Source organism: Pseudomonas sp. HY2-MNA-CIBAN-0224 (assembly GCF_040310285.1).
Lineage (GTDB): Bacteria > Pseudomonadota > Gammaproteobacteria > Pseudomonadales > Pseudomonadaceae > Aquipseudomonas > Aquipseudomonas helleri.
Genome location: NZ_JBEOPQ010000005.1, coordinates 16,440 through 38,360, shown reverse-complemented (window position 1 = coordinate 38,360; position 21,921 = coordinate 16,440). Strand labels below are relative to the sequence as shown.

General features: G+C 58.7%; 16 protein-coding genes and 2 pseudogenes. 7 read left to right on the top strand and 11 right to left on the bottom strand.

Annotated features, from left to right (window positions below; genetic code table 11):
• Positions 1–29 precede the first annotated feature (29 nt).
• On the bottom strand, positions 30–476 hold the full coding sequence (locus AAEZ03_RS04825; RefSeq protein ID WP_350576586.1) for an Rrf2 family transcriptional regulator: 447 nt from the start codon (positions 474–476) through the stop codon (positions 30–32).
• Between the two features lie 143 nt (positions 477–619).
• On the opposite strand from AAEZ03_RS04825, the gene AAEZ03_RS04820 reads away from it, so the two are divergent.
• Entirely contained in the window at positions 620–1,504 is an 885-nt protein-coding gene (locus tag AAEZ03_RS04820) for an NAD(P)/FAD-dependent oxidoreductase (protein WP_350576583.1), read from the top strand.
• A 96-nt stretch (positions 1,505–1,600) separates the two neighbouring features.
• Here the strand turns inward: AAEZ03_RS04820 and AAEZ03_RS04815 are convergent, their stop codons facing one another.
• Positions 1,601–2,758 carry an MFS transporter gene (locus AAEZ03_RS04815; protein WP_350576580.1) on the bottom strand — a complete coding sequence of 386 codons (1,158 nt, stop codon included), beginning with the start codon at positions 2,756–2,758 and terminating at the stop codon, positions 1,601–1,603.
• A 273-nt stretch (positions 2,759–3,031) separates the two neighbouring features.
• On the opposite strand from AAEZ03_RS04815, the gene AAEZ03_RS04810 reads away from it, so the two are divergent.
• The 4 genes from AAEZ03_RS04810 to AAEZ03_RS04795 all read left to right on the top strand — a co-directional run bounded on the left by AAEZ03_RS04810 (position 3,032) and on the right by AAEZ03_RS04795 (position 6,666).
• Positions 3,032–3,838, top strand: coding sequence for an energy transducer TonB (locus AAEZ03_RS04810; RefSeq protein ID WP_153430007.1), 807 nt, complete (start codon positions 3,032–3,034; stop codon positions 3,836–3,838).
• 82 nt (positions 3,839–3,920) lie between these two features.
• A complete protein-coding gene (locus AAEZ03_RS04805) occupies positions 3,921–4,637 on the top strand; it encodes a MotA/TolQ/ExbB proton channel family protein (RefSeq protein WP_153335550.1) in 717 nt (238 codons plus the stop codon).
• Between the two features lies 1 nt (position 4,638).
• Positions 4,639–5,040: an ExbD/TolR family protein gene (locus AAEZ03_RS04800; RefSeq protein WP_048372930.1), complete on the top strand. Its 402-nt coding sequence runs from the start codon at positions 4,639–4,641 to the stop codon at positions 5,038–5,040.
• Between the two features lie 225 nt (positions 5,041–5,265).
• A complete protein-coding gene (locus AAEZ03_RS04795; protein WP_350576576.1) occupies positions 5,266–6,666 on the top strand; it encodes a purple acid phosphatase family protein in 1,401 nt (466 codons plus the stop codon).
• Positions 6,667–6,748: 82 nt separating this feature from the next.
• Here AAEZ03_RS04795 and garD read toward each other — a convergent pair whose 3' ends face one another.
• The 3 genes and pseudogenes from garD to AAEZ03_RS04780 form a co-directional block, all read right to left on the bottom strand.
• The gene (garD, locus tag AAEZ03_RS04790; RefSeq protein WP_153351428.1) at positions 6,749–8,302 is read right to left on the bottom strand and encodes a galactarate dehydratase; all 1,554 of its coding nucleotides are present in this window, start codon (positions 8,300–8,302) and stop codon (positions 6,749–6,751) included.
• A 60-nt stretch (positions 8,303–8,362) separates the two neighbouring features.
• The gene (gene kdgD / locus AAEZ03_RS04785; protein ID WP_153391155.1) at positions 8,363–9,274 is read right to left on the bottom strand and encodes a 5-dehydro-4-deoxyglucarate dehydratase; all 912 of its coding nucleotides are present in this window, start codon (positions 9,272–9,274) and stop codon (positions 8,363–8,365) included.
• Positions 9,275–9,590: 316 nt separating this feature from the next.
• A pseudogene (locus AAEZ03_RS04780) lies at positions 9,591–9,893 on the bottom strand (Lrp/AsnC family transcriptional regulator); the annotation flags it as partial.
• Between AAEZ03_RS04780 and AAEZ03_RS04775 the strand changes: the two are divergent.
• Both AAEZ03_RS04775 and AAEZ03_RS04770 read left to right on the top strand, forming a co-directional pair.
• A pseudogene (locus AAEZ03_RS04775) lies at positions 9,883–10,296 on the top strand (LysE family translocator); the annotation flags it as partial. The pseudogenes AAEZ03_RS04780 and AAEZ03_RS04775 sit on opposite strands and share 11 nt — an antisense overlap.
• Before the next feature lie 134 nt (positions 10,297–10,430).
• A complete protein-coding gene (locus AAEZ03_RS04770) occupies positions 10,431–13,607 on the top strand; it encodes an autotransporter domain-containing protein (RefSeq protein WP_350576571.1) in 3,177 nt (1,058 codons plus the stop codon).
• On the opposite strand, the gene AAEZ03_RS04765 is transcribed toward AAEZ03_RS04770, so the two are convergent.
• From AAEZ03_RS04765 to AAEZ03_RS04740, 6 genes are all read right to left on the bottom strand, one after another.
• Positions 13,604–14,230, bottom strand: coding sequence for a hypothetical protein (locus AAEZ03_RS04765; RefSeq protein ID WP_350576568.1), 627 nt, complete (start codon positions 14,228–14,230; stop codon positions 13,604–13,606). The two genes, AAEZ03_RS04770 and AAEZ03_RS04765, sit on opposite strands and share 4 nt — an antisense overlap.
• 476 nt (positions 14,231–14,706) lie before the next feature.
• The gene (locus AAEZ03_RS04760) at positions 14,707–15,024 is read right to left on the bottom strand and encodes a hypothetical protein (RefSeq protein ID WP_278940976.1); all 318 of its coding nucleotides are present in this window, start codon (positions 15,022–15,024) and stop codon (positions 14,707–14,709) included.
• 343 nt (positions 15,025–15,367) lie between these two features.
• Positions 15,368–16,108: a hypothetical protein gene (locus tag AAEZ03_RS04755; protein ID WP_350576564.1), complete on the bottom strand. Its 741-nt coding sequence runs from the start codon at positions 16,106–16,108 to the stop codon at positions 15,368–15,370.
• 386 nt (positions 16,109–16,494) lie between these two features.
• On the bottom strand, positions 16,495–20,139 hold the full coding sequence (locus tag AAEZ03_RS04750; RefSeq protein ID WP_350576562.1) for a toxin VasX: 3,645 nt from the start codon (positions 20,137–20,139) through the stop codon (positions 16,495–16,497).
• Positions 20,139–21,035 carry a DUF4123 domain-containing protein gene (locus AAEZ03_RS04745; protein WP_350576560.1) on the bottom strand — a complete coding sequence of 299 codons (897 nt, stop codon included), beginning with the start codon at positions 21,033–21,035 and terminating at the stop codon, positions 20,139–20,141. Before AAEZ03_RS04745 ends, AAEZ03_RS04750 begins: the two co-directional genes overlap by 1 nt.
• A gap of 67 nt (positions 21,036–21,102) precedes the next feature.
• Positions 21,103–21,621 carry an Hcp family type VI secretion system effector gene (locus AAEZ03_RS04740; RefSeq protein WP_350576559.1) on the bottom strand — a complete coding sequence of 173 codons (519 nt, stop codon included), beginning with the start codon at positions 21,619–21,621 and terminating at the stop codon, positions 21,103–21,105.
• Between the last annotated feature and the right edge of the window lie 300 nt (positions 21,622–21,921).

Sequence of the window (21,921 nt, the reverse complement as noted above, 5' to 3'; positions counted from 1 at the left end):
AGCTTGCCTCGCGATCTTCTGATCTGGGCCTAAGCCCCCTCACACAGCCCCAACCCCTGAAAACGCTCCTCAAAATCCTCCGCCAATTGCTCCAGCGTCACACTGCCCAGGCGCTCGATCAGCAGTGCTTGAGCGGCATCGAAAGCATCGGTGAGGGCGGCATTCACGGCTTGTTCAACCAGGCATTCCGGGTGGTCGGTGGATAAGCCGATGGCGAATAGCGAGGCCGAGCCGAGGGCTTCGTGGATGTCCAGCAAGGTCATGTCCGCCAGCGGTTTGGCCAGTGTCCAGCCGCCTCGATGGCCCTTTTCTGAGCGTACGTAACCTTGCTCCTTGAGCAGGGCCATGGTGCGCCGAATGACCACGGGGTTGGTGCCCAGCATCTGCGCCAGGGTGTCGGAGGTCGCCGGGTGTTCGTGGCGCGCCATGTGGATCAGGACGTGCAGCATGCGGGACAGGCGGGTGTCGTTTCTCATGGGCGTTCGTTTCAAGCGTGAAGGTGCGCAGAGTATCGCTCGCCACACTAAAAGTTACGAGAGTGTTGACACGCTCACTTCACGTAACTTACGTTGTATCGAGAAATCTTCGAGGGGTCGAAGAGATAACGTGAGGCGTGATCATGGTTTACGACGTAGTGATTGTGGGTGGGAGCTATGCCGGGCTGTCCGCGGGCTTACAACTGGCGCGGGGACGACGCAAGGTGTTGGTGATTGATACGGGGCTTCGGCGCAATCGATTTGCCCAGCACTCGCACGGGTTTCTGGGGCAGGACGGCCGCGCCCCTGGCGATATTGCCGCTCAGGCGCGGGCGCAATTGCTGGCGTACCCGACGGTCGAGTGGGTCGATCAATCGGCAGTAAAGGCCGGGCAATGCGCTGAAGGGTTTGCCGTAGTGACGGCAGACGAACAACGCTTTGCAGCGCGGCGTTTGATCATTGCCACCGGCATGGTCGATGTCCTGCCAGAAATCCCGGGGCTGGCAGAGCGCTGGGGCAAACATGTATTTCACTGCCCGTACTGCCACGGCTATGAACTGGACCGCGGGCCGATCGGGGTGCTGGCAGCTACGCCAGTGGCGTTGCATCAGGCGCTGATGCTGCCGGATTGGGGGCCGACTACCTTGTTTCTGAATGGTGTGTTTGAGCCCGACGCCGAACAACTGGCCAGCCTCGAAAAACGTGGGGTTACGCTGGAACGCGAGCAGATTGTGTCCATCAGCGGCCACGCGGATGTGACGCTGGCCAGCGGTCGTGTGGTTGAGTTGGCAGGCGTGTTCACCCAGCCGCACATGCACATGGCCAGCCCATTGCCCATGCAACTGGGCTGCGAGTTCGAGGCCGGGCCGATGGGGGAATTCATCAAGGTCAACGCCACCCGCGAAACCAGCGTGCCAGGCGTATTTGCCTGTGGCGATGCCGCCGTGGCCGCTGGCAACGTGGCCATTGCCGTGGGTGATGGCGCGCGAACCGGGTCAGCGGCGCATCAGTCACTGATGTTCCGCTAACCCCAACACCCCTGTAGGAGCGAGCTTGTCTCGCGATCTTTTGATCCTTAAAAGATCGCGAGGCAAGCTCGCTCCTACAGGTTTTCGTGCGCACTATTACGCTTTTCGAAACACCAGCATTGCAGCAAATACAGCCCCCACGGCAGCGATGCACAGCATCAGCGCCTGATCACTGATGTACGTCGCCACGGCCCCGGTGGCGATGGGGCCCAGTACGCCGCCCAAGGTGTAGAACAGCGCAATCGCGGTCATGGCGGTCGACACTTGGTGCTTGCCCACGCGGTCGGCGGCTTCGATCACGGCCACGGTGTTCATGCCGCCAATCGCTCCGCCCCAGACAAACACCATCAGTGCCGCCAGCCACGGCAAAGGCTGGCTGAAGGGGATGGCAAAGGTGCCCAGCAAAAGCAGCAGGCCGCAGATCAATTGCGCGGTTTTGTAGGAACTGCGGTCGGCCATCCAGCCGATGGGCAGTTGCAGCAAGGTGCCGCCCAGCCCGAAGACGGAGATCAGCAGCGTCGCGGCAGTCAGCGGGTAGCCCGCTGCCAGGCTGTAGGGGGCGAGAAACGACACCGTAGAGGTTTCGGCAAACCCTGCAATCAAGGCGGCGCCCAAGGCGATGGGGATGAGGCCGTAGAATTTGCCATGGGCTTTTTCTTGCGGTGTTTGCGGCTGCGAATCGTGGCTTTTGAGGGTCAGCGCCAGCGCGCCCGATAGCAGCACGATCGCCGCGCAGGCGTAGTACGGCAGCGCGCCGTCAACACCAAACACAACCAGCAGCAGCGGGCCAATCGCAATGCCCAAGCCCATCAGGGTTTCATGCACGCCAATGGCTCGCCCGCGGCCGTCGCGCGACGATACGGCAACGATCCAGGTATCGCAGGCGATCCAGCGCAAGATCAACCCCACGCCCAGCACAAAGTTCAGGCCGAAGATCAGCACCAGATCCTCAGTCAATGTCATGCCCAGCAACGCCAGGCTAGTGAGCAGCGCACTCAGCACGTTGGCCTTGACCAAGCCGAGTGAACCCAAAACACGCGGGACGATTTTGTACAGCAGCAAAATCGCGATCCACGAAGCGCTGACCACCACGCCGATTTTCGCTGCGCTGACGCCTCGCTGTTCCAGTGACATGGACAGCAGCGGCGTGATGGTGCCGATCTGCACAATCTGCGACAGCACCGACAGCGCATTGATCTTGGCCAGCACTAACCAGCGGGGTGGATCGGTGTATTCCGCACTCGGCGATTGCATGCGCACAACCCTTCCATGGATGACCGCGCAATCATGCGCTTGTTTTGACTCATTGAAAGGGTCATTCCCTGGCGCTTAACCGCTGAACATTCGCAATGGGTAATTCTCGTTGGCGAAGATCTAGACGCATCGAACAAAAAATCACATATAGCTTTATCGAATATTTAAATACTAATTAAGACTTTTTTAGTCTATTGAAATATCGTGCATCATCCTTTGGCGCTCGCTCCTGCAGAGGGTGTAACACGAACATTTTTTAAACGGAGTCAGTCAATGGGTAAAGTCCACACCGCGAGTGCTGTGCCGGACGCGTTATGGCGCACGGCACCGGTCGGCGACTTGCTCGATCTGGGCCGCGCCTATCGCGAACCGCTGGCGCTGGGGCGGCTGCAAAGTACCCCCAAGCGTATTTTGAGCCGCCCGGAAGCGGTGCTGATCGGCGTGTTGGCGCTGGCGTTGCACGGCGCCGTGATTTATTGGATCAGCCAGAACCCGGCGCCGGTGCTGCCGATCGTGCCGCCGGAGATCCCGCCGATGACGATTGAGTTTTCACAACCGGCGCCGGTGGTCGAAACACCGCCACCACCGCCTGAGCCGATTGTGCAGCCGGTCGCTGAGCCGCCTCCGCCCGTTGAGGACGAGTTGGCCGTCAAGCCTCCTCCGCCGCCCAAGCCCAAGCCAAAACCTGTGGTCAAGCCTGTGCCCAAGCCCGTGCCGAAACCGGTTGAGCAACCACCCGCGCCGCCAGCACCGCCTGTGGCCGCCCCGGCGCCACCGGCACCACCTGCGCCAAAACCGGTGACACCGGCCTCGGCCAACGCCGGTTACTTGCATAACCCGGCGCCGGAATACCCCTCGCTGGCCATGCGCAGAGGTTGGGAAGGCACGGTGTTGCTGCGTGTGCACGTGTTAGCCAGCGGCAAACCGGGCGAGATCCAGATACAAAAAAGCAGCGGTCGTACCCAGCTCGATGACGCCGCCCTGGCGGCCGTCAAACGCTGGAGTTTCGTCCCGGCCAAACAGGGCGACGTGGCCCAGGACGGCTGGGTCAGCGTACCCATCGACTTCAAAATCAAGTAACTGAACCTGATTGTTCCAGCGGGCTACCTGACAAAAGGCGCATCGCACTACTGACTTAATGCCCTTGTTGGAGAGCCACACTATGAACCTGATCGCTTCCCCTTTTGAATCCATCGAACACGCGGTCATCTGGCTGCTGATTATTTTCTCGGTCGCCACCTGGGGCCTGTTCTTGCTCAAAGGCGTGCAGTTCGGCCGTCTGAAAAGCCAGGACCGTCGCTTCCTCAAGCAATTCTGGGCCGCCACCAGCCTCGACTCCGCAGCCGAACTGGCGAGCACCGCACCGGGTGCCGCTGCCCGTGTTGCCCAGGCCGGTTATGCCGCGATCCAGGTGTCTGACACCCAGCAAGCCACAGACCTTGCTCACGCCATCAACCATCAGGACCGCCTCGAGCGCTCGCTGCGCCAGCAGATCGTGCGTGAACGCCGCTCGCTGGAAACCGGCCTGGCGATCCTCGCCAGTATCGGCAGCACCTCGCCTTTTATCGGCCTGTTCGGCACGGTGTGGGGCATCATGTCGGCCTTGAAAGGCATCAGTGCTGCGGGTTCTGCCAGCCTTGAAACCGTGGCCGGGCCGATTGGCGCGGCACTGGTAGCAACCGGCGTCGGTATCGCCGTCGCGGTGCCTGCGGTGCTGGTGTACAACTACTTTTTACGTCGCCTGAAACTGACCGCAGCCGACCTCGATGACTTTGCTCACGACTTCTACAGCCTGGCCCAGAAGAGTTCGTTCCGCGTGCATTTGCACCCGGTGCTGAACACCGCAGCCGGTGCAAGCAAAGTGAAGGAGGCGTCTTGAGATGGCTTTTTCAACCCAAGACAACGATGAAGTCCTGAGTGAAATCAACGTCACGCCGCTGGTCGACGTGATGCTGGTGCTGCTGGTGGTGTTTATCGTCACCGCCCCGCTGCTGACCAACGCAATCCCGATCAACCTGCCGAAAACCGAGGCCGTGGCCCCGATCGAGCAAAAGGATCCGGTGGTGGTGAGCATCGACGACAAGGGCAAGGTGTACATCAACAAGGACGAAATTCAACCGGACCTGCTGGAGGTCAGCCTGCAAGATGCCAAGGCGAAAAACCCGGATGTGCGCGTGCAGTTGCAGGCCGACAACGGGGTGAGCTACGGCGAAGTGGCCAAGCTCATGGCCTCGATTGAAAAGGCCGGCATTACCAAGCTGGCGGTGATCACGGCCAAATAAACAGGGGTTGCCTCGCGATCTTTTAGGGACTCAAAGATCGCGGGCACGCTCGCTCCTGCCAATGGGCTTGATCTTAAATGACCCGCCGGGGCTCAACGTTTAATCCTCCTCTGCTTTAAAGCAAAAAAAAGCCGGTGAAAACCGAGCTGAATCGACCCCCGACCGTCATCCCGATGTCACGCAGCTTTGTTTCCTTGGGCGCATTTCGCCACTCAAGGAGGCTCCATGATTCGCCCAACGCTGCTCGCCCTCGCGCTGTTTTCTGTGATCAACAGTGCAGCGGCCACCCCCGCCTCACCCCTGCCCCATTCACCCGGTACACCCTATGCCGCCAGCGGTCTGGCGGACCGGATTGTGCTGACACCGGGGGCCAATCCTGCGCGGGAAATGGCCGTGACCTTTCGCACCGACACTCACCAGCAAGCCAGCCAATTGCAGCTGGCGGTCGCCCTCGACGGGCCGCAACTCGCCAAGGCTGCTCATACGCTGGAAGGGACTCAACTGAGCCTGGACACTGAAAACGGCCCGGCCCTTTACCATCAGGTGCGCCTGCACGATTTACAGCCAGACACCGCCTACGTGTACCGGGTCAAAGGTGCTGAAGGCTGGAGCGAATGGTTGCAGTTCCGTACTGCTGCCGAGGCGTTCAAGCCATTCAGTTTTATCTACATGGGCGATGTGCAAAACGACATTCTGTCACTGGCCTCGCGCAGCATTCGCCAGGCCCTGAGAAGTGTGGCCAACCCTGCGCTGATCGTGCATGCCGGGGATCTGGTGTCACAACGTGATGACCTGGTGCATGACGATCAATGGGGCGAGTGGAACCAGGCCGGTGGCTATAACTACGGGATGATCCCGCAGGTGGTGGCCATCGGAAACCACGAATATCTGGACGGCACAAACCCTGATGGCAGCGAAAGCCGTACCCTGAGCCCGCACTGGAATCGTCAGTTCGCGCTGCCGGACAACGGCGTGCCGGGCCTGAAGAACACCACGTATGTGATGGATTACCAGGGCGTGCGTTTTATCGTGCTGGATGGCACGGCAGCCCTCGACATGGGCACCTTGGCCGAGCAAACCAAATGGCTTGAGAACAGCCTGAAAAACAGCCCGGCGCGCTGGAATATTGTGGTCAACCATCAACCCGTTTTCACCTGCGCCCGCCCCGAAGACACCGAGCCGTTGAAGGCTGCCTGGAAACCGCTGTTTGAGCGCTACAAGGTGGATCTGGTGCTGCAAGGCCATGACCATTGCTACAGCCGCGTGACCAGCGAAGCCGGTCGTGCGGCCTCCCGTGCAGACAGTGCCAGCGGCAAAGTGCAGGGCCCGGTGTACATGGTCTCGGTGGCGGGGTCGAAGATGTACGGGCTCAATGACCGGGCGCACCTGCAACCGGATCGCAGCGGTGAAGAAACCCAGTTGTATCAGACCATCGACGTGCAGGACTCACGCCTTGAAGTGCGCAGCTACACCGCAGCGGGCAAGCTGTATGACGCGTTTGACCTGGAGCGTGATGCGCAAAACCGTAACCACCTGAGCGAACCGGTAAAGTCCCTGCCTGCTGAACGGGCCTGCACCGGCACGGCGGGCCCGGATGGTTACCCGTGCAGTTCGCGGGGTAAGTAAACCCCTTCACTTGTCTCGCGATCTTTTGATTGTTTAAAAGATCGCGAGCAAGCTCGCTCCTACAGTGGGTGATGCGTTGGATTCAGGTAATGGGGGCCGGGTTGAACAGGGTGAGGTCGTTGTGCAGTTTGTGCTGTTCTGCCCAGGTGTGTTTTTTGCCGCTGGCCACGTCCAGGTAGTAGTGGAACAACTCCCAGCCCAGTTCTTCGATGCTCGCCCGGCCGGTGGCGATGCGCCCGGCGTCGATGTCGATCAGGTCCGGCCAGCGCTGCGCCAGTTCGGTGCGAGTCGAGACTTTCACCACTGGCGCCATCGCCAGACCATACGGAGTGCCACGCCCGGTGGTGAACACGTGCAGGTTCATTCCGGCCGCCAGTTGCAAAGTGCCGCAGACAAAATCACTGGCCGGGGTGGCACAAAAAATCAGCCCTTTGTGGGTAAAGCGTTCGCCTGGGCCGAGCACGCCGTTGATGGCGCTGCTGCCGGACTTGACGATAGAACCCAGCGATTTTTCGACAATGTTCGACAACCCGCCTTTTTTGTTGCCGGGCGTGGTGTTGGCGCTGCGGTCGGCCTCGCCTTTGGCCAGGTATCGGTCGTACCAGTCCATTTCACGCACCAGTTCCTGGGCAACCGCTTGGCTTTGCGCCCGTGAGGTCAGCAGGTAAATCGCATCGCGCACTTCGGTGACTTCAGAAAACATCACCGTTGCCCCGGCCCGCAACAGCAAGTCCGAGGCGTAGCCCAATGCCGGGTTCGCGGTGATCCCGGAAAACGCATCGCTGCCGCCGCATTGCATGCCGAGGATCAGTTCGCTGGCCGGCACTGTTTCGCGGCGACGCTGATCGAGCTTCTGCAAGCGGGTTTCGGCCAGCGCCATGATCTGCTCAATCATTTCGGTAAAGCCGTGGCTCGCCTCCTGCAAGCGGTATAACCACGGTTCGCTGAGGTCCACCGAAGGGTCGTTGTCGTGCATCACCTGCCCGGCCTGAAGTTTTTCGCAGCCAAGGCTGATGACCAGCGCTTCGCCGCCCAGGTTGGGGTTGCGCGCCAGATTGCGCACGGTACGAATCGGGATGTAAGCGTCGGTGGCACTGATCGCCACACCGCAGCCGTAGCTGTGGGTCAGCGCCACCACGTCATCGACATTCGGGTAATGCGGCAGCAGTTCGTCGCGGATGCGCTTGACCGCATGGTTCAGTACCCCGGTCACGCACTGCACGGTGGTGGTGATGCCCAAAATATTGCGCGTGCCCACAGTGCCGTCGGCGTTGCGATAACCCTCGAACGTAAACCCTTCTAGGGGCGCCTGTGCAGCCGGTACGTCGGTGGCCAGCGGCAGGCTGTCCAACGGTGGCGCGGTGGGCATGCGCAGTTGGTCTTCATTGACCCAACGCCCCCGCGCAATCGGCTGCAAGGCGTAGCCAATGGTTTGCCCGTAGCGAATCACTTCGCCGCCTTGGGGTATATCGACCAGCGTGACCTTATGGCTTTGCGGCACAAAGTCCAGGGTCACCAACCCATCCGCCAGCTCGGTCCCGGCAGGCACGCCCTGATCATTCACCACCACGGCCACGTTATCGCGCGCATGCAGGCGGATGGTGCGCGGCGAGTCGGCATGTTCAATCAACGTCATGAGGCCGCTCCTTGGTTTTACGCAAAAGGCCGCTGATTGCTCAGCGGCCTTGGGCTTTGTTTATTGCGGGCCTTGCTTGTCGATCAAGGCGGCCAGCGCTTCGTATTCTTCTGGCAACAAATCGGTCAGCGGGGCGCGCACCGGGCCTGCGCTGTGGCCAGAAATGGTCGCCCCGGCCTTGACGATGCTCACGGCGTAGCCCGCTTTGCGGTTGCGGATGTCCAGATACGGCAGGAAGAAGTCGTCGATGAGTTTGCCCACGGTGTCGTGATCTTCGCGGGCAATGGCGTGGTAGAACTCCATCGCGGTTTTCGGGATGAAGTTAAACACCGCCGAGGAATACACCGGCACGCCCAGCGCTCTGTACGCTGCAGCATAGACTTCTGCCGTCGGCAAACCGCCGAGGTAGCTGAAACGGTCGCCGAGGCGACGGCGGATCGAGACCATCAGTTCAATGTCGCCCAGGCCGTCCTTGTAGCCGATCAGATTCGGGCAACGTTCTGCCAGGCGCTCCAGCAGCGGCGCGGTCAAACGGCAGACGTTACGGTTGTACACCACCACCCCGATGTTTACCGACTTACACACCGCCTCAACGTGGGCGGCAACACCGTCCTGGCTGGCTTCGGTCAAGTAGTGCGGCAGCAGCAACAGCCCTTTGGCGCCCAGGCGTTCAGCTTCTTGCGCGTATTCGATGGCTTGACGGGTAGAGCCGCCGACACCGGCCAGAATCGGCACGCTGGTGGCGCAAGTATCTACCGCGGTTTTGATCACTTGAGAGTATTCACTGGCCGCCAGTGAAAAAAACTCACCGGTGCCGCCTGCTGCGAACAAGGCAGAGGCGCCATACGGAGCCAGCCATTCCAGGCGTTTGATGTAGCCCTCACGGTGAAAATCACCCTGAGCATTGAAATCGGTGAGCGGAAAAGACAGCAGGCCAGACGAGAGGATGGACTTCAGTTCTTGTGGATTCATTATTCGAACACCCTGGGTGATTTAGATGACGGCAGCAAGTTTTGTCGTACGTCATCGTACAACTAATAATATTATCGTCAATCCCTGTTCTTAAAATCACCCGCACAGGGTCGCCCTGACCGCTCAATAACGGCAAGCCAAGGGCCGTACTAGAGCGGTCAAACGCTGGATGAAATAAATACCAGAAAGGCTAAGGTGGCGGATTTAAATGCGCACAGCGATGAGAGCGCTTCGCGGTCCCGCGCAGGTTCGTGTCTCGTGCGTGCCTAGAGGGCAGGCCGTTATACAGGCCGACAGGTTGTACGATCACGACGCCTCATCCTTTGGGGCCTTTGACCGGATACTCCATAAACGGCTTGATTTCCTTGAGCACAAACATGCTCTGCATCTCTTTGATCCCGGTCAGGCGCCGGATCACCGACATGGCAAAGTCGGCAAAAGTGTCCAGGTCCCGCGAGACCACTTGCAGCAGAAAATCCGCATCGCCGCCGATGCTGTAGCAGGCCACCACGTCTTCAAGGGCCATGACTTCCTGCTCAAATTTGCGCGCTTCGACTTCGCTGTGGCGGTCAATGGTGACCCGTACAAACACCAGCACGCCGAGGCCGATGTTTGTCTTGGTGCGAGCGTGTGCGGCGGTTTACCTGGGCTATCTGGCCTGGCAGTTCTGGTGGGCGGAACCGCAGCCGGTGGTGCTAGGTCGGCCGATCAACAAGCGCGAGCTGTTCAGCGCCTGGCTGTCCGGCCTGACCATCACGCTGGGCAACCCGAAAACCATCGCGTTCTACCTGGCGCTGTTGCCGCTGGTCATCAATCTGGAGTCGGTGTCGCTGCACACGTGGAGCGTCGTGCTGGTGCCGTTGACCATCGCGGTGCTGTTTATCGTCGGCGGTCTGTTTGTGCTGGGCGCGGTGCGCATCCGCCACTTGCTCGCCAGCCCGCGCGCTCAACACTACCTGTTTAGAGGCGCGGCGTTGATGATGCTGGGGGCAGCGCTGGCCATGCTGGCGCAGAATCTGTAAGAAGCGCCCTGAATAATCGGTTTGCCCTATGACACTCCCGGACCTCTCTCCCGGCCAACCCCGCCGCGTCCGATACGCATCCTGTTGCAGATTGCCCACGCTACGCAGCGTCAGCAATCACGCAAAGGATCCCCATGTCGAACGTACCGCAATCTCGGCGGCGAGCACTGCCGAGCGCCTGCTCATTGCCCGCGAACACCCTCACCCTGGGCCTGTTGGCGGGTTTATGGACGCTGCCAGCACACGGTCTTGCCTATCACGAACAAGGCCGCCTGCACGACGCCGCCAGTTGGCACAGCCAGGAATTCACCCGGGACTGGGGCCTGCAAGCCATCGGTGCAGACGCCGCCTATGCGCGCGGGCTAAGTGGCCGCGGGGTGAATTTGGGTATTTTCGACTCCGGTGTCGACCTTCGCCACGGTGAGTTCGCAGGCAAAGACCATCGTGCTACCCGTTTGGCAGACCCCGGTTGCACCCGTGAGAAGCTGCCCACCGAGCTAGCTGATGGCTGCTTTTTCAGCAACGGGGATCGTGCCCAGGTCGTTTATAACGACCTGTCGCCAGACGTATTGGAGGCGCTGCACTACCTGGTTTCCATTGGCGATCTTTCAAGCGATGACTTGAACGATTACCTCGACATGGCCGGCATCGAATATGAAGCGCACGGCACCCATGTGGCGGGCACAATGCTGGCTAATCGCGATGGCGTGGGCACACACGGCGTGGCCTATGGTGCCGCGCTGAACACGGTGCGGATTTTCAGCAACACCTATAACTTTCTTCCTCCCGTGTACAAAAAAACCCAGAGCATTGAACCGGGCCATTTCGACACATCCACGCCCACCTATAAGCAAATGCACGCGCAGAACGTACGCGCGATCAACCATAGCTGGAACCTCTCTGACCGCTTCGCCGACCTTGATCAACTGACGGCAGCGCTGGCAAAACACCGTGAGGGCGTCGGCCGCTCCGTGGCTCAGGGCTCGCTGAATTTCGGCCTGCTCCAGGTCTGGGCGGCCGGTAATACAAGCTCGCCAAACCTCTCACCTGAACAAGCCCCCATGGCGGGTGTTCTCGCGACGCTACCGCTGGCCATTGCGGGCCTTGAGCCGTACTGGCTGAGCGTGATCAATGTGGACAAAAACCTGACCCTTTCACCCGGCTCATTTCGCTGTGGCTACAGCATGGACTGGTGCGTAGCAGCCCCCGGGACCGCTATTGCTTCGTCGGTAGTCAGCGGCGAAATTGATGCCAACAAATGGTACGACGAAGACGGCGAGGTCAATGGCTTTGAAGTGACAGGCGACCGGCCGGTTTTTGGTTATGAAACCTGGTCGGGGACCTCCATGGCCGCCCCGCATGTGACGGGCGCGCTGGGGTTATTGATGGAACGCTTCCCGTACCTGGACAACCCGCAAATCCGTGATGTGTTGCTGACCACCGCTCACGACCTCGGCGCGCCCGGTGTCGATGAGGTCTATGGCTGGGGGCTGATCGACCTGAAAAAGGCCATTGACGGGCCGGGGCAACTGCGGGTCGATACCCACGTACAGATGGACCGTCGCGCAGGCGGCGCCGTGGTCTGGCAGGGTGGTGCCTGGGACGATTGGCGCAATGATATCGGCGGCCCGGGGCGACTGAACAAAGACGGTGTCGGCTGGCTGCGCCTGAGCGGCAATAACCGTTTTGCCGGTGCGACCCTCAACCAGGGCATTCTGGAACTCGACGGCACCAACCACCTCACCCGCGACATCACGGTTGAAGGCGGATTGCTGCGGCTCAATGGCGCCTTGCATGGTTCTGCGCTCAACGTTAACGGCGGCATCGCGCAGATCAACGGCCGGGTGACCGACGCCACGACCTGGGTCGGTGCGGCCGGTTTGCTCAGTGGTGACGGCGAACTGTCCCACACCCACGTGCAGGGCACGCTCATGCCGGGCAGCGAACACCGGGCCTTGACGGTAAACGGCGATTACCAGCAACAGGCCGGCTCAACCCTGATCGCCTGTCCCGGCCTAAACCCTGGCCTGCCTGCGCTACAGGTCACGGGCACGGCCCATTTGCAAGGCGGTACATTGCGTTTGGCGCCTGCGCCGAATGTGTTCGCCCTGGGTCAGCGCTACCGTGTGTTGCAGGCCGACGCTGGGATTAATGGCCGGTTTGACGCGCTGGATCATCAGGCGTTTTCACCGTTTCTAGGGTTCACTCAACGTCAGGAGGCCGAGCAGTTATCGGTTGACGTCAGCCGTGGCCTGCCGTTGGTGTCGGCGGCCAGCAGCGCCAACCAGCGCGCAACGGCCGAAGCTGCCGATGCGCTGCCCATGTCTGCGCCTTTGGCACAGCGCCTGACCTCATTGTTCCCGGAACCGGCACAGCGGGCGCTGGATCAGCTCAGCGGCGAACTGTATGCCAGCACCCAGTCAGTGTTGCTGGAAAACAGCCACGTTATACGGGATGCCGCCCTGACTCGCGCATCGGGCCTGTCGCCTTCTGGCCTGTGGGTGCAGGCGTTAAATCAAAACGGCCGACTCGACGGTGATGGCAACGCCGCAAAGGTCAGCCACAGCAACACCGGGGTCATGATCGGTGCCGACCATGGGTTCGAACAAGGCACGCGCGCGGGGCTGCTGTTCGCCAACAGCCAAGGCCGCGTCAACACCGGGAGCGCGGGCAAAGCCTCGCTCGACACTGTCCAGTTCGGCCTGCATGCGGGACACACCTGGAACGCGTTCGGGCTTTACGGCGGCCTGGCCTATGCGCGCAACACGATACAGAGCAAGCGCCGGGTCAGTTTTGCCGACATCGATGAAGGCCTCTCGGCCAAGTACCTCAGCCACACCCGACAGCTTTTTATCGAAAGCAATTACCGCTTGGACTACGACGCCTGGGCGCTGCAACCCTATGTGCAACTGGCCCATGTGCGGGTGCGCAACGAAGGGTTCAGAGAGCGTGGCGGCCAGAGCGCCTTGCAGGGCAGTAAAACCAACAGCGCAGTTAATTTGAGCACCGCGGGCGTGCGTTTCACGGTTGACCTGAGCCAGCGACAGATCGGCCCATCGTGGTTGAGCTTCAACGCAGGCCTGGCCTACACCCACGCCAGCGGCGACCTGCAACCCACCACCCAGGTTGCCTGGCAGGGTGCCAGCGGCCAGCGCATTGTCGGCGCCCCTCTCAGCAGCACCGTGCAACTGGACCTCGGCGCGGTCGCACGCCTTTCGCGGGGCAGCACGTTAAGCCTGAACCTGAATGATCAACGCGGTAAACGCTCACACGAACAAGGCGTAACGGCGCAGTACCAGTACACGTTTTAAGGCCTGTTCACCTCGGCGAATATCTCCGTGATCGCTCGCCGGGGTGATCGTTTGACCAGCGCTTTGACCTTGGCGCTCAAACGTAGCAGCTCGGCACTGGGCTTGGCCCATTGCTCGGGCGGCAGCGGCTCGGACCATTCACGCATCGCCTCGGGCAGCGCTTTGCGGCCGACCTTGGCGATGCGTTTTATCTCCCACTCAACCAAATGGTTGGGCAAGGTCCATAACGTCATAACGTGGTAGACGTACCAAAAAAATCCGTAGATCCAACCCGCTTCTTTCTCCCGAATACGCCGATGCAAACTGGCGCGGGCATTGCGAAACGTGTGCAGACCTTCATGGGGCGGGTCGCCGGGAGCCTGAAGTTCCAGCGGGTCCTGGATGGCGTGCAGGTCGTTGAGTTCGTACTCCATGTAACCGCGCACGGCCTCCCAATTGGCAATCGCCAGTTGCAGAGCGCCGCACTGGAATTCGACGCTGACCAACTCGCCTTCATGCATAAAGCCCATGCCCATCCCGTAGTGGCGGGTCACGCCGTATTGAGTCGCGCTTTGGCCTTGAACCACCCAGGCGGACAGGAATTCCCAGGGGACGAACAAGGGTTGTGTGGCACCGTCGGGCATAAAGCAGACTTCGCGGCGTTGACGGTTGAAGCGGGTGGGGATGACGTTAGTGAAGAGTTTGTGGTGTTGATACCAAATTACAAAGCAGAAGGCTGAGGATCCAAGCCAGATATAAGCTGAAAACTCCCAAGCAAACAGAAAATACTCCACAGAGAATTTCCAGCTTTCAAGTGCTGTACTCCCCAAAGCCAACCCAATAAACCAAAACAGCAGTGGAAATCCGAAAGCAGTTAAGCAAAAAACAGTAAACGGCCCGCCCAAATTGACTTGATACGAAAATACATTCGGCTCCCCTCCCCCAAAGTCCAAGTAAGTATCGTTGTAATCACTGATATAGGGACAGCAAGGTTCTGCCGCTGTCGGCAGCGGTAATGGGGCCAAGTAGGTTTGTCGCCCAGCAAGACAAAGTTCTATGTCACCCGCTTTTTTTTGGGGTTCTTCAACTGATTGTTGAGGTGATGTCGATATGGAGGAGGTCATTGCAAAGGCTCCAATGCCATGACTTCAACTCCCAACAAAGGCATTTCTACGCTCGAATCGAAATGCTGCTTCGCCGAGAGAAAGCGTCCACCTTCAACAGGATTGAAACGAATACGGTAATTACGCCGAACCAATTGCCCTTCGTCATCTAACGACTGAAGCTCAAGTTCAACCAATAACTCCTCGGAAATATTGCTGATAGTGCGTTCAGGATTGCGTGGATAAGTCAGCTTGATCAATAAGGGTGCTGGCCCGCTCTGTTCTTTTTCGGGCTTGCTCACCATTCGATACAACCCTGCCTGCACCTGCTCCACAGGAATTTCTCGATCCCCCCAAAGAAACGTTTGATTGCACTTACTCCAATGGCGCTGTCTACCTGGACATCACTAAAGTCATTAACGTGTCGCTTGTCGCCTATGTAGGTGAAGTAATTCCCGCATAAATGACTTATGAAGACTATCAAGGGTGGGAGCGGGCTTGCTCGCGATGCTCTCAAGAGCGCCTCATTTACTCGGCAAATACGCATCATCGTTAACGACCATCGCGAGCAAGCCCGCTCCCACAGAGGCAGAGATTGCATAAGTGAACAGCATTGCCGCATGCCGGGAGCTCTGTTTGAACAGGTTGCAGTCCAGTGATTTGAGTCGTCATAGCCGCTTAACCACGCTGCCGCGAGCTGGGCTCGCTGCGATACGCCTCAGCAAATACCTCAGTGATTGGCTTGCGCGGTGATCGTTTGACCAGCGCTTTGACCTTGGCGCTCAAACGTAGCAGCTCGGCACTGGGCTTGGCCCATTGCTCGGGCGGCAGCGGCTCGGACCATTCACGCATCGCCTCGGGCAGCGCTTTGCGGCCGACCTTGGCGATGCGTTTTATCTCCCACTCAACCAAATGGTTGGGCAAGGTCCATAACGTCATGACGTGGTAGACGTACCAAAAAAATCCGTAGATCCAACCCGCTTCTTTCTCCCGAATACGCCGATGCAAACTGGCGCGGGCATTGCGAAACGTGTGCAGACCTTCATGGGCCGGGTCGCCGGGAGCCTGAAGTTCCAGCGGGTCCTGGATGGCGTGCAGGTCGTTGAGTTCGTACTCCATGTAACCCCGCACGGCCTCCCAATTGGCAATCGCAAGTTGCAGAGCGCCGCACTGGAATTCGACGCTGACCAACTCGCCTTCATGCATAAAGCCCATGCCCATCCCGTAATGGCGGGTGATGCCGTATTGCGACGCGCTTTGGCCTTGAACCACCCAGGCAGACAGGGATTCCCAGGGGACGAACAAGGGTTCTGTGGCACCTGCAGGCATAAAACAGACTTCACGGCGTTGACGGTTGAAGCGGGTGGGGATGACTTGGGTGAAGAGTTTGTGGTGGTGGAGCCAGATGCAAAAAAACATGCCTAAAACAAACAAGCTCCCCCATAGCGCAAACTTCCAAGCAACCAGAAAGATCCCGGAAATAGCATCCAGAATATCTTCATTACCGAACCCTAAAGCCCAACCCAAGAAACCGCCCAAGAGAGGGAACCCAAAAGCGATTAAACAAGCAGCACTGAAAGGAAGACCAAGGTTGACCTGATAGGAAAAGACATTTGGCTCCCCCCCTCCAAAGTCCAAATAAATATCGTTGTAATCACTGATATAGGGACAGCAAGGATCTGCATCTGTGGGCAGCGGCAAAGGCGCCAAGTAGGTTTCTCGCCCGCCAACACAAAGTTCAATGTCACCCGCTTTTCTGTGTGGATCTTCCGCAGGTTGTTGAGGTGATATGGACTTGGAAGTGGTCATTGCAAAGGCTCCAATGCCATGACATCAATCCCCAACAAAGGCATTTCTACGTTCGAATCGAAATGCTGCTTCGCCGAAATAAAGCGTCCACCTTCAACAGGATTGAAACGAATACGGTAATTACCCCGAGCCAATTGCCCCTCGTCATCCAACGACTGGAGTTCAAGCTCAATCAATAACTCCTCGGAAATATTGCCGATAGCACGCTCAGGGTTACGTGGATAAGTCAGCTTGATCAATAAGGGTGCTGGCCCGCTCTGTTCTTTTTCGGGCTTGCTCACCATTCGATACAACCCTGCCTGCACCTGCTCGGTTACAACCTCGCGCTGCTCCACAGGAATGCCTCGATCCCCCCGAAGAAACGTTGTAATTCGTTGTGCGCCGATCTTAAGACCATGACTCACCCTTCCGTCCAGCCTGTCTTGATAGTCGGCCAGGGTCATACCCGGCAGGATCACAAAAATCTCACCCGGCTTGGCACCGGCCAGCATGCTTTGCCAAAACGGCTCATCGTCTGAACGTTTGACTTCTACAAAGGGCGCCTGCTGCTGCAACGTCAAGTAATGCTGGAACTCTTGAAGGCTGAGATCTCTGCGCTTATCAACATCCAGCCCCCACGGGGTGCTTTGCAGCCACTGATCATGGCCACTGGTGTTGTAGCGGTTGTAAAGCCAGGTGCCGGCCAGCTCCAGTATCGTGAAAAATCCACCGGCCCAACTGGACCGGAAAAAGACGCTGCCAAGACGGGTTCCAGCAACCTTCCATGCAGTCTTTCGGGCCTCACCTTTGGCAGCCGTCAGCACTTGATAAACTGCTTTTGCGGTATTACCCATACCATAAGCATTAGTGGCCGCTAAACCGCCCGAAGCAACCATCGTGATCATGGCTCCACGTTGCGCACCACGATTACCACTGCGCACAGCTTGAGCCCATTGTTTCTGATACGCGATGAAACTGGATACAGCGGCAAAGAAACCGAGAATATAAGCACCTCCCCCCAATCCAACATGCAACTTGCCCATAATGACTTGCAATCGGCTAAGAGAGTTTCTTGCCAAGACCTCGCCAAGATTTTTAGCCTGAGCACTTAAAGCTGTATCAAAGACTCCCTGCGCCGCTGCAAAGCCAGCGGCCCCCGTTGCAAATGCAGCACTCAAAACAGGCATCCAAACCCTCTTATCACTCGAAACAGCTAGTGTCTCTTTTATCACCTGCACCAAATTCACCGCCTGCGCCACAAACAGCAACAACGCAGCGCCATCCCCCAGCACGTTCATCACCGGCGCGCGATGGACACCTTTACGAAAGTTATCCATCAGCCCGGCCACTTGCCGTTTGCCTTCATTCGGGAAGATCACCGTCAGCCCTGCTTTGCCCTGTGTCGAACCGAAAATCCGTGCATGTTCATCCGGCAATTCCGGGATGGGGCTCAGGCTGGCTGCCAGCCGTCTTTGCTCCAGATCTAGCCGTTGGCTGTCGTACTGGATTTTCTCCAGCAGTTCCCGGGAGGTCTGCGATTTATGCCCGTGTTGACGATTGGATTGGGCCCGCTTCTTTTTAAGCAGGGCTATTTCCTGGCGCAGTTTGAAGGTCTCACCCAGGGTTTCGCGTAACGCGGCCTGTTCTTGCGGGGTCGCAAAGTGAAACGTCACGCCTTCGGTTTTGGCGGCCTGCACTATCCGCGATTTAAGGGCCACGGGCAGTTTGCGCAGCAGTTCTTCAACGTCCGGCATGGCGTTGTTTTTGAAGAATTCATCAAAGTTGATCAGCACGTTTTCCAACCCGCGATTAAGCGCCGGGGTCAGGGTGTTGAGGGCGGCATTGGCCACTGAGCGGGTGCTGTCGGGGAGGTCGTCCAGTGCCGGTAAGCGGTTCTGTTCAATGCTGCGCAAGCGGGCCAGGAGTTCAGGGCTGTTGTTGAACAGGACCATGCCCGCGGCCAGCAAAAATGCGTAGTGCACCCACAGCGTGGTTTGGTCGCTGTAGGGCAAGGTGTAGTACAGCGGGCGGCTGAATTGCGGGTTGCGCTGGCTGTACGCCAGCAGTTGTTCGCAGGCGTCGTCGCTACGGCAAATGTCTTTGAGGCAGGCATATTCAGTGGCAAACGCGTGCCCGGCGTGGCCGATGTCCATCGGGTCAAAGTACCAGCCCGCTTTATGAAACGCGCCCGAGCACATCAGTTTGACCCGGTCGGCAGTAATGGCATCGAGCAGGTGGTTCCAGCGCGCCAGCCCGGCTCGATGGGCGAGTAATTCTCGGTCCATTGCTTCGCGGTCGATCAGTTCATTGACGCCGCGTTGGCCAAATTTTGCGCCGTACAGCAGGTCATCAACTTGATTGAATCGGTGCTTGCCCAGGGCAACCAGGGTTTCGAAATGTGTGTCGACAAAAGCCACCGGGGCGACCTGAAAATGTTCGCGGGTGTAGAAACGACGGTCGACGTCTTCTGCTGCGCTTCGAGCATTTGAGCCCATGGCAGTGCCTTTTAAGCGGTCCTCATTGGCCAGCATCTGCGCCCGTTGACGCAACACCTCCAACTCCGCCGGCACCGGGCTGCCCGCAGGCGGTGTCATCAAGCCACCTCTTTCGAGGTACTCAATAATCGCGGCATCGGTCACCCCGTGCTGCGGCTCAACCATGCCCTGCAAATCATCCAGCAGCGCTTTGTGCGCCGGGTCCGTACTTTCACCGATCAGCGTTTTGACATCCAGCGCATTGAGCTGGCTGAGGGATTCGATGTAGCACGCCAGTACATAGTCGCGTTCGTTGTTGCCCGGTTTCGCCCCGCCATTGCTCCAGTCGTCGATCCAGCCAATCACATGGTCCTGATAATTAGCCAGGTCACGCATGACCCCCAAGGTATCTTCCAGCACCAGATACAGCGTGTCGTGCCGGTACTGTGGATGAATGCAGCCGGTGAGGCGATTCATGGAGGTTTGAGCAAAACGCGCGGGTTTTTCCCATAGGTAGGGCAAGCGCTCATGCTCGGGCAGCTCCGCGTCAAGCCGTTGTTGGGTGCTGCTGGTGTGCCCGGCCAGCGTGGTAGCAGGGTTCTGTTGCTCTGCCTCGATCCGCTCGATCGCGACTTCGGCCAGCCAATGCTCGGTCATATCCGGGGTCAGCAGATGAGGCCCGCCGGTGTCGCACTTGGCCTTGCTCAAGTCGACCGCTTGCATGAAGTGATTACGCTCGGACGTCGAGCTCAGCACTTGCTGGCACTTTTTCGCGGTCCACGGGACTTCGGAATACGTGACGTACAAGGTGCTGGTTTTGGCGTAAATCAGATTCGGTTCGTGAATCGGCTCTTCGCGGTCGTCGTCTAATACCTCACGACCTTGCCACAGCATGGCGCTGACCAGCCCGTCTTCAATACGGTACTCGGACAAGGTGCCACTGCTGCCCTCAATCACGTACAACCAGCCATCGCGCAATAGCCGGATGCCCAGCGGCCGGGCGCCGAGGCTATAGGGCATGGCAACCTCGCTTGCGGGATCGAGTGCCGGGTTGTCGACGATGGCGTAGCGCAGCGGGATCAACTGCACGGTAGTTTTCATCAGCGGGCAGGTGCCCATACTGTTTCGCGCATCATCGCGGGATAGGTTGACGTTATTAGGGTTTTTGGGCCAGAAGGGGGTCGACATCAGGCGGGCTCTCTCAGGTGCAGTGCTCGGCAGCAGGCGATTTCAGCGACTTTCTCGATGCGCTGCGCAGGTGTAAGCGCCGAGACGGTGGTCAACTGAAGGTGCAAATCGGGATGGTCCCGCAGGGCGTGTTCGCCGAGGTAACCGTGCACATTGGCGTAAAGGGTGATGTCGAGTTCACTGTTAAAGCCGCGGTCATAGGCCATGCTCGCCAACGCGTGAGTATGCGCCCAGCGCTCGCTTGGCGAGAGGTGGGCCTGGTACGCGGGAAAGTAATGGCGTAGATGCCGCTCGAGCCGCAGTACCACATTGCGAAAACTGACGACATCCAGCGCACCCGCCTCTTGCTCCGAGAGTAAGTAAGGCGTGCCCTGTTGCGGAGTAGGTGCAGGGCCGGGGCGCTGATGGAGGTGCCAGACACCCTGCGCTGCGTCGGCGATCAGGATCTGCTGGCAAGGGCCAAACAGGGTGGGATCCCCCGCTTCGACCGCCAGCGTAAATAATGCATGCATAACCGAAGGGTCTGCCAGACGCAGAAACACGTGCTGTTCGTGGGGCATGCGGACCACGGTCAGCCAGCGCAGATGGGCAATCATGGACGGCCATTCACCGTCACAAAACAGCAGGTAGCCCCATTCCTCTTCGACCTTGGCTAAAAACTGTTGGAGCACGGGCTGAGCCGGCGTCTCGACTTTCAGCACACGCGGTGACAGCTGTTCAAGGCCGGGCATCGTCGAAGCGGTGTACAGCGGCTCAAATACCCAGGGATTGCTCCACTGCGCCAGTTGTTGGGAGCGTTTGATCAGGCTGACCGCGTCCAGTAATAAACCGCAGCGTCCTTGCCATTCAAGGTCGGGAGGTAGACCTGCCGACAACGAAAGATCACGCGTAACCATTGAATGCCTCCTGCGAACAACATCAGCCCGCCGAGGCGGGCTGATGTTGTTTTATGACTACCGGGGTTTAACCTGAGACCGGGGCGCGCCAATCATCAGAGCCCGAAGTACCGCTGATTTCGTGAGTCCAGGTGATTTTTCGGTACGTGAACTGCACGTCTTCCAGGTGGGTGAAATGGCTGTTGGCCGGGTCCTGGCAGTTGTGCATGTAGTCTTTGATGTCGACGATGAGCGCGTCTTCAATTTTGGTGGTGTAGTAATGCTCTTGTGTGCCGGAAGCCGATGTCCGAAACCATTGAATAACGATCTCGGTCATGCGCTCGCCGGAAGTCAATGCTTGCAGCAGCAAGGGCGAAGACTTGTCAAAAACCTTGGTGATGCACAGCGGCTTGTGAACACGCTGACCGGTGGACTGACCCGATTGCGGGTCACGCGGGATGATCACCTCGTGGCTGAAACCCTGAACCATGACCTGGTCTTCGTGCCCTTCCTGATAGGTGTTACCCACTGAATCGGCTGTGAACGCGCCGGCTGTGATCAGGCCCTGCTTTGCACCGGTGATGGACATATACGCTGGCGTAGCCATGAAGCTCTCCTTGCACAAAAAATGTGATAAGCCGGCAAACAAAAACGTTGCGCGGTCATTGGAGAGTTCAAGAGTTATGCCAGTTAACGTTCAGCCCTTATAGATCAACGCCTGTAGACGACCGTGTGTTTTTCGTCAGGGGATTTAGGCGGAATATCAGGCAAAAGTGCGCAAGGTGTTGCGCACTGCTGCGCAAAAAGTTGCGCAGTGCGCTGGAGCCCTTTGTTGATAAGGCTTACAGCAAAATAGTTAGTGTAAAAACAGCGTTGACGTGCGCAAGTTTTTGCGCAGTTGTTAAGT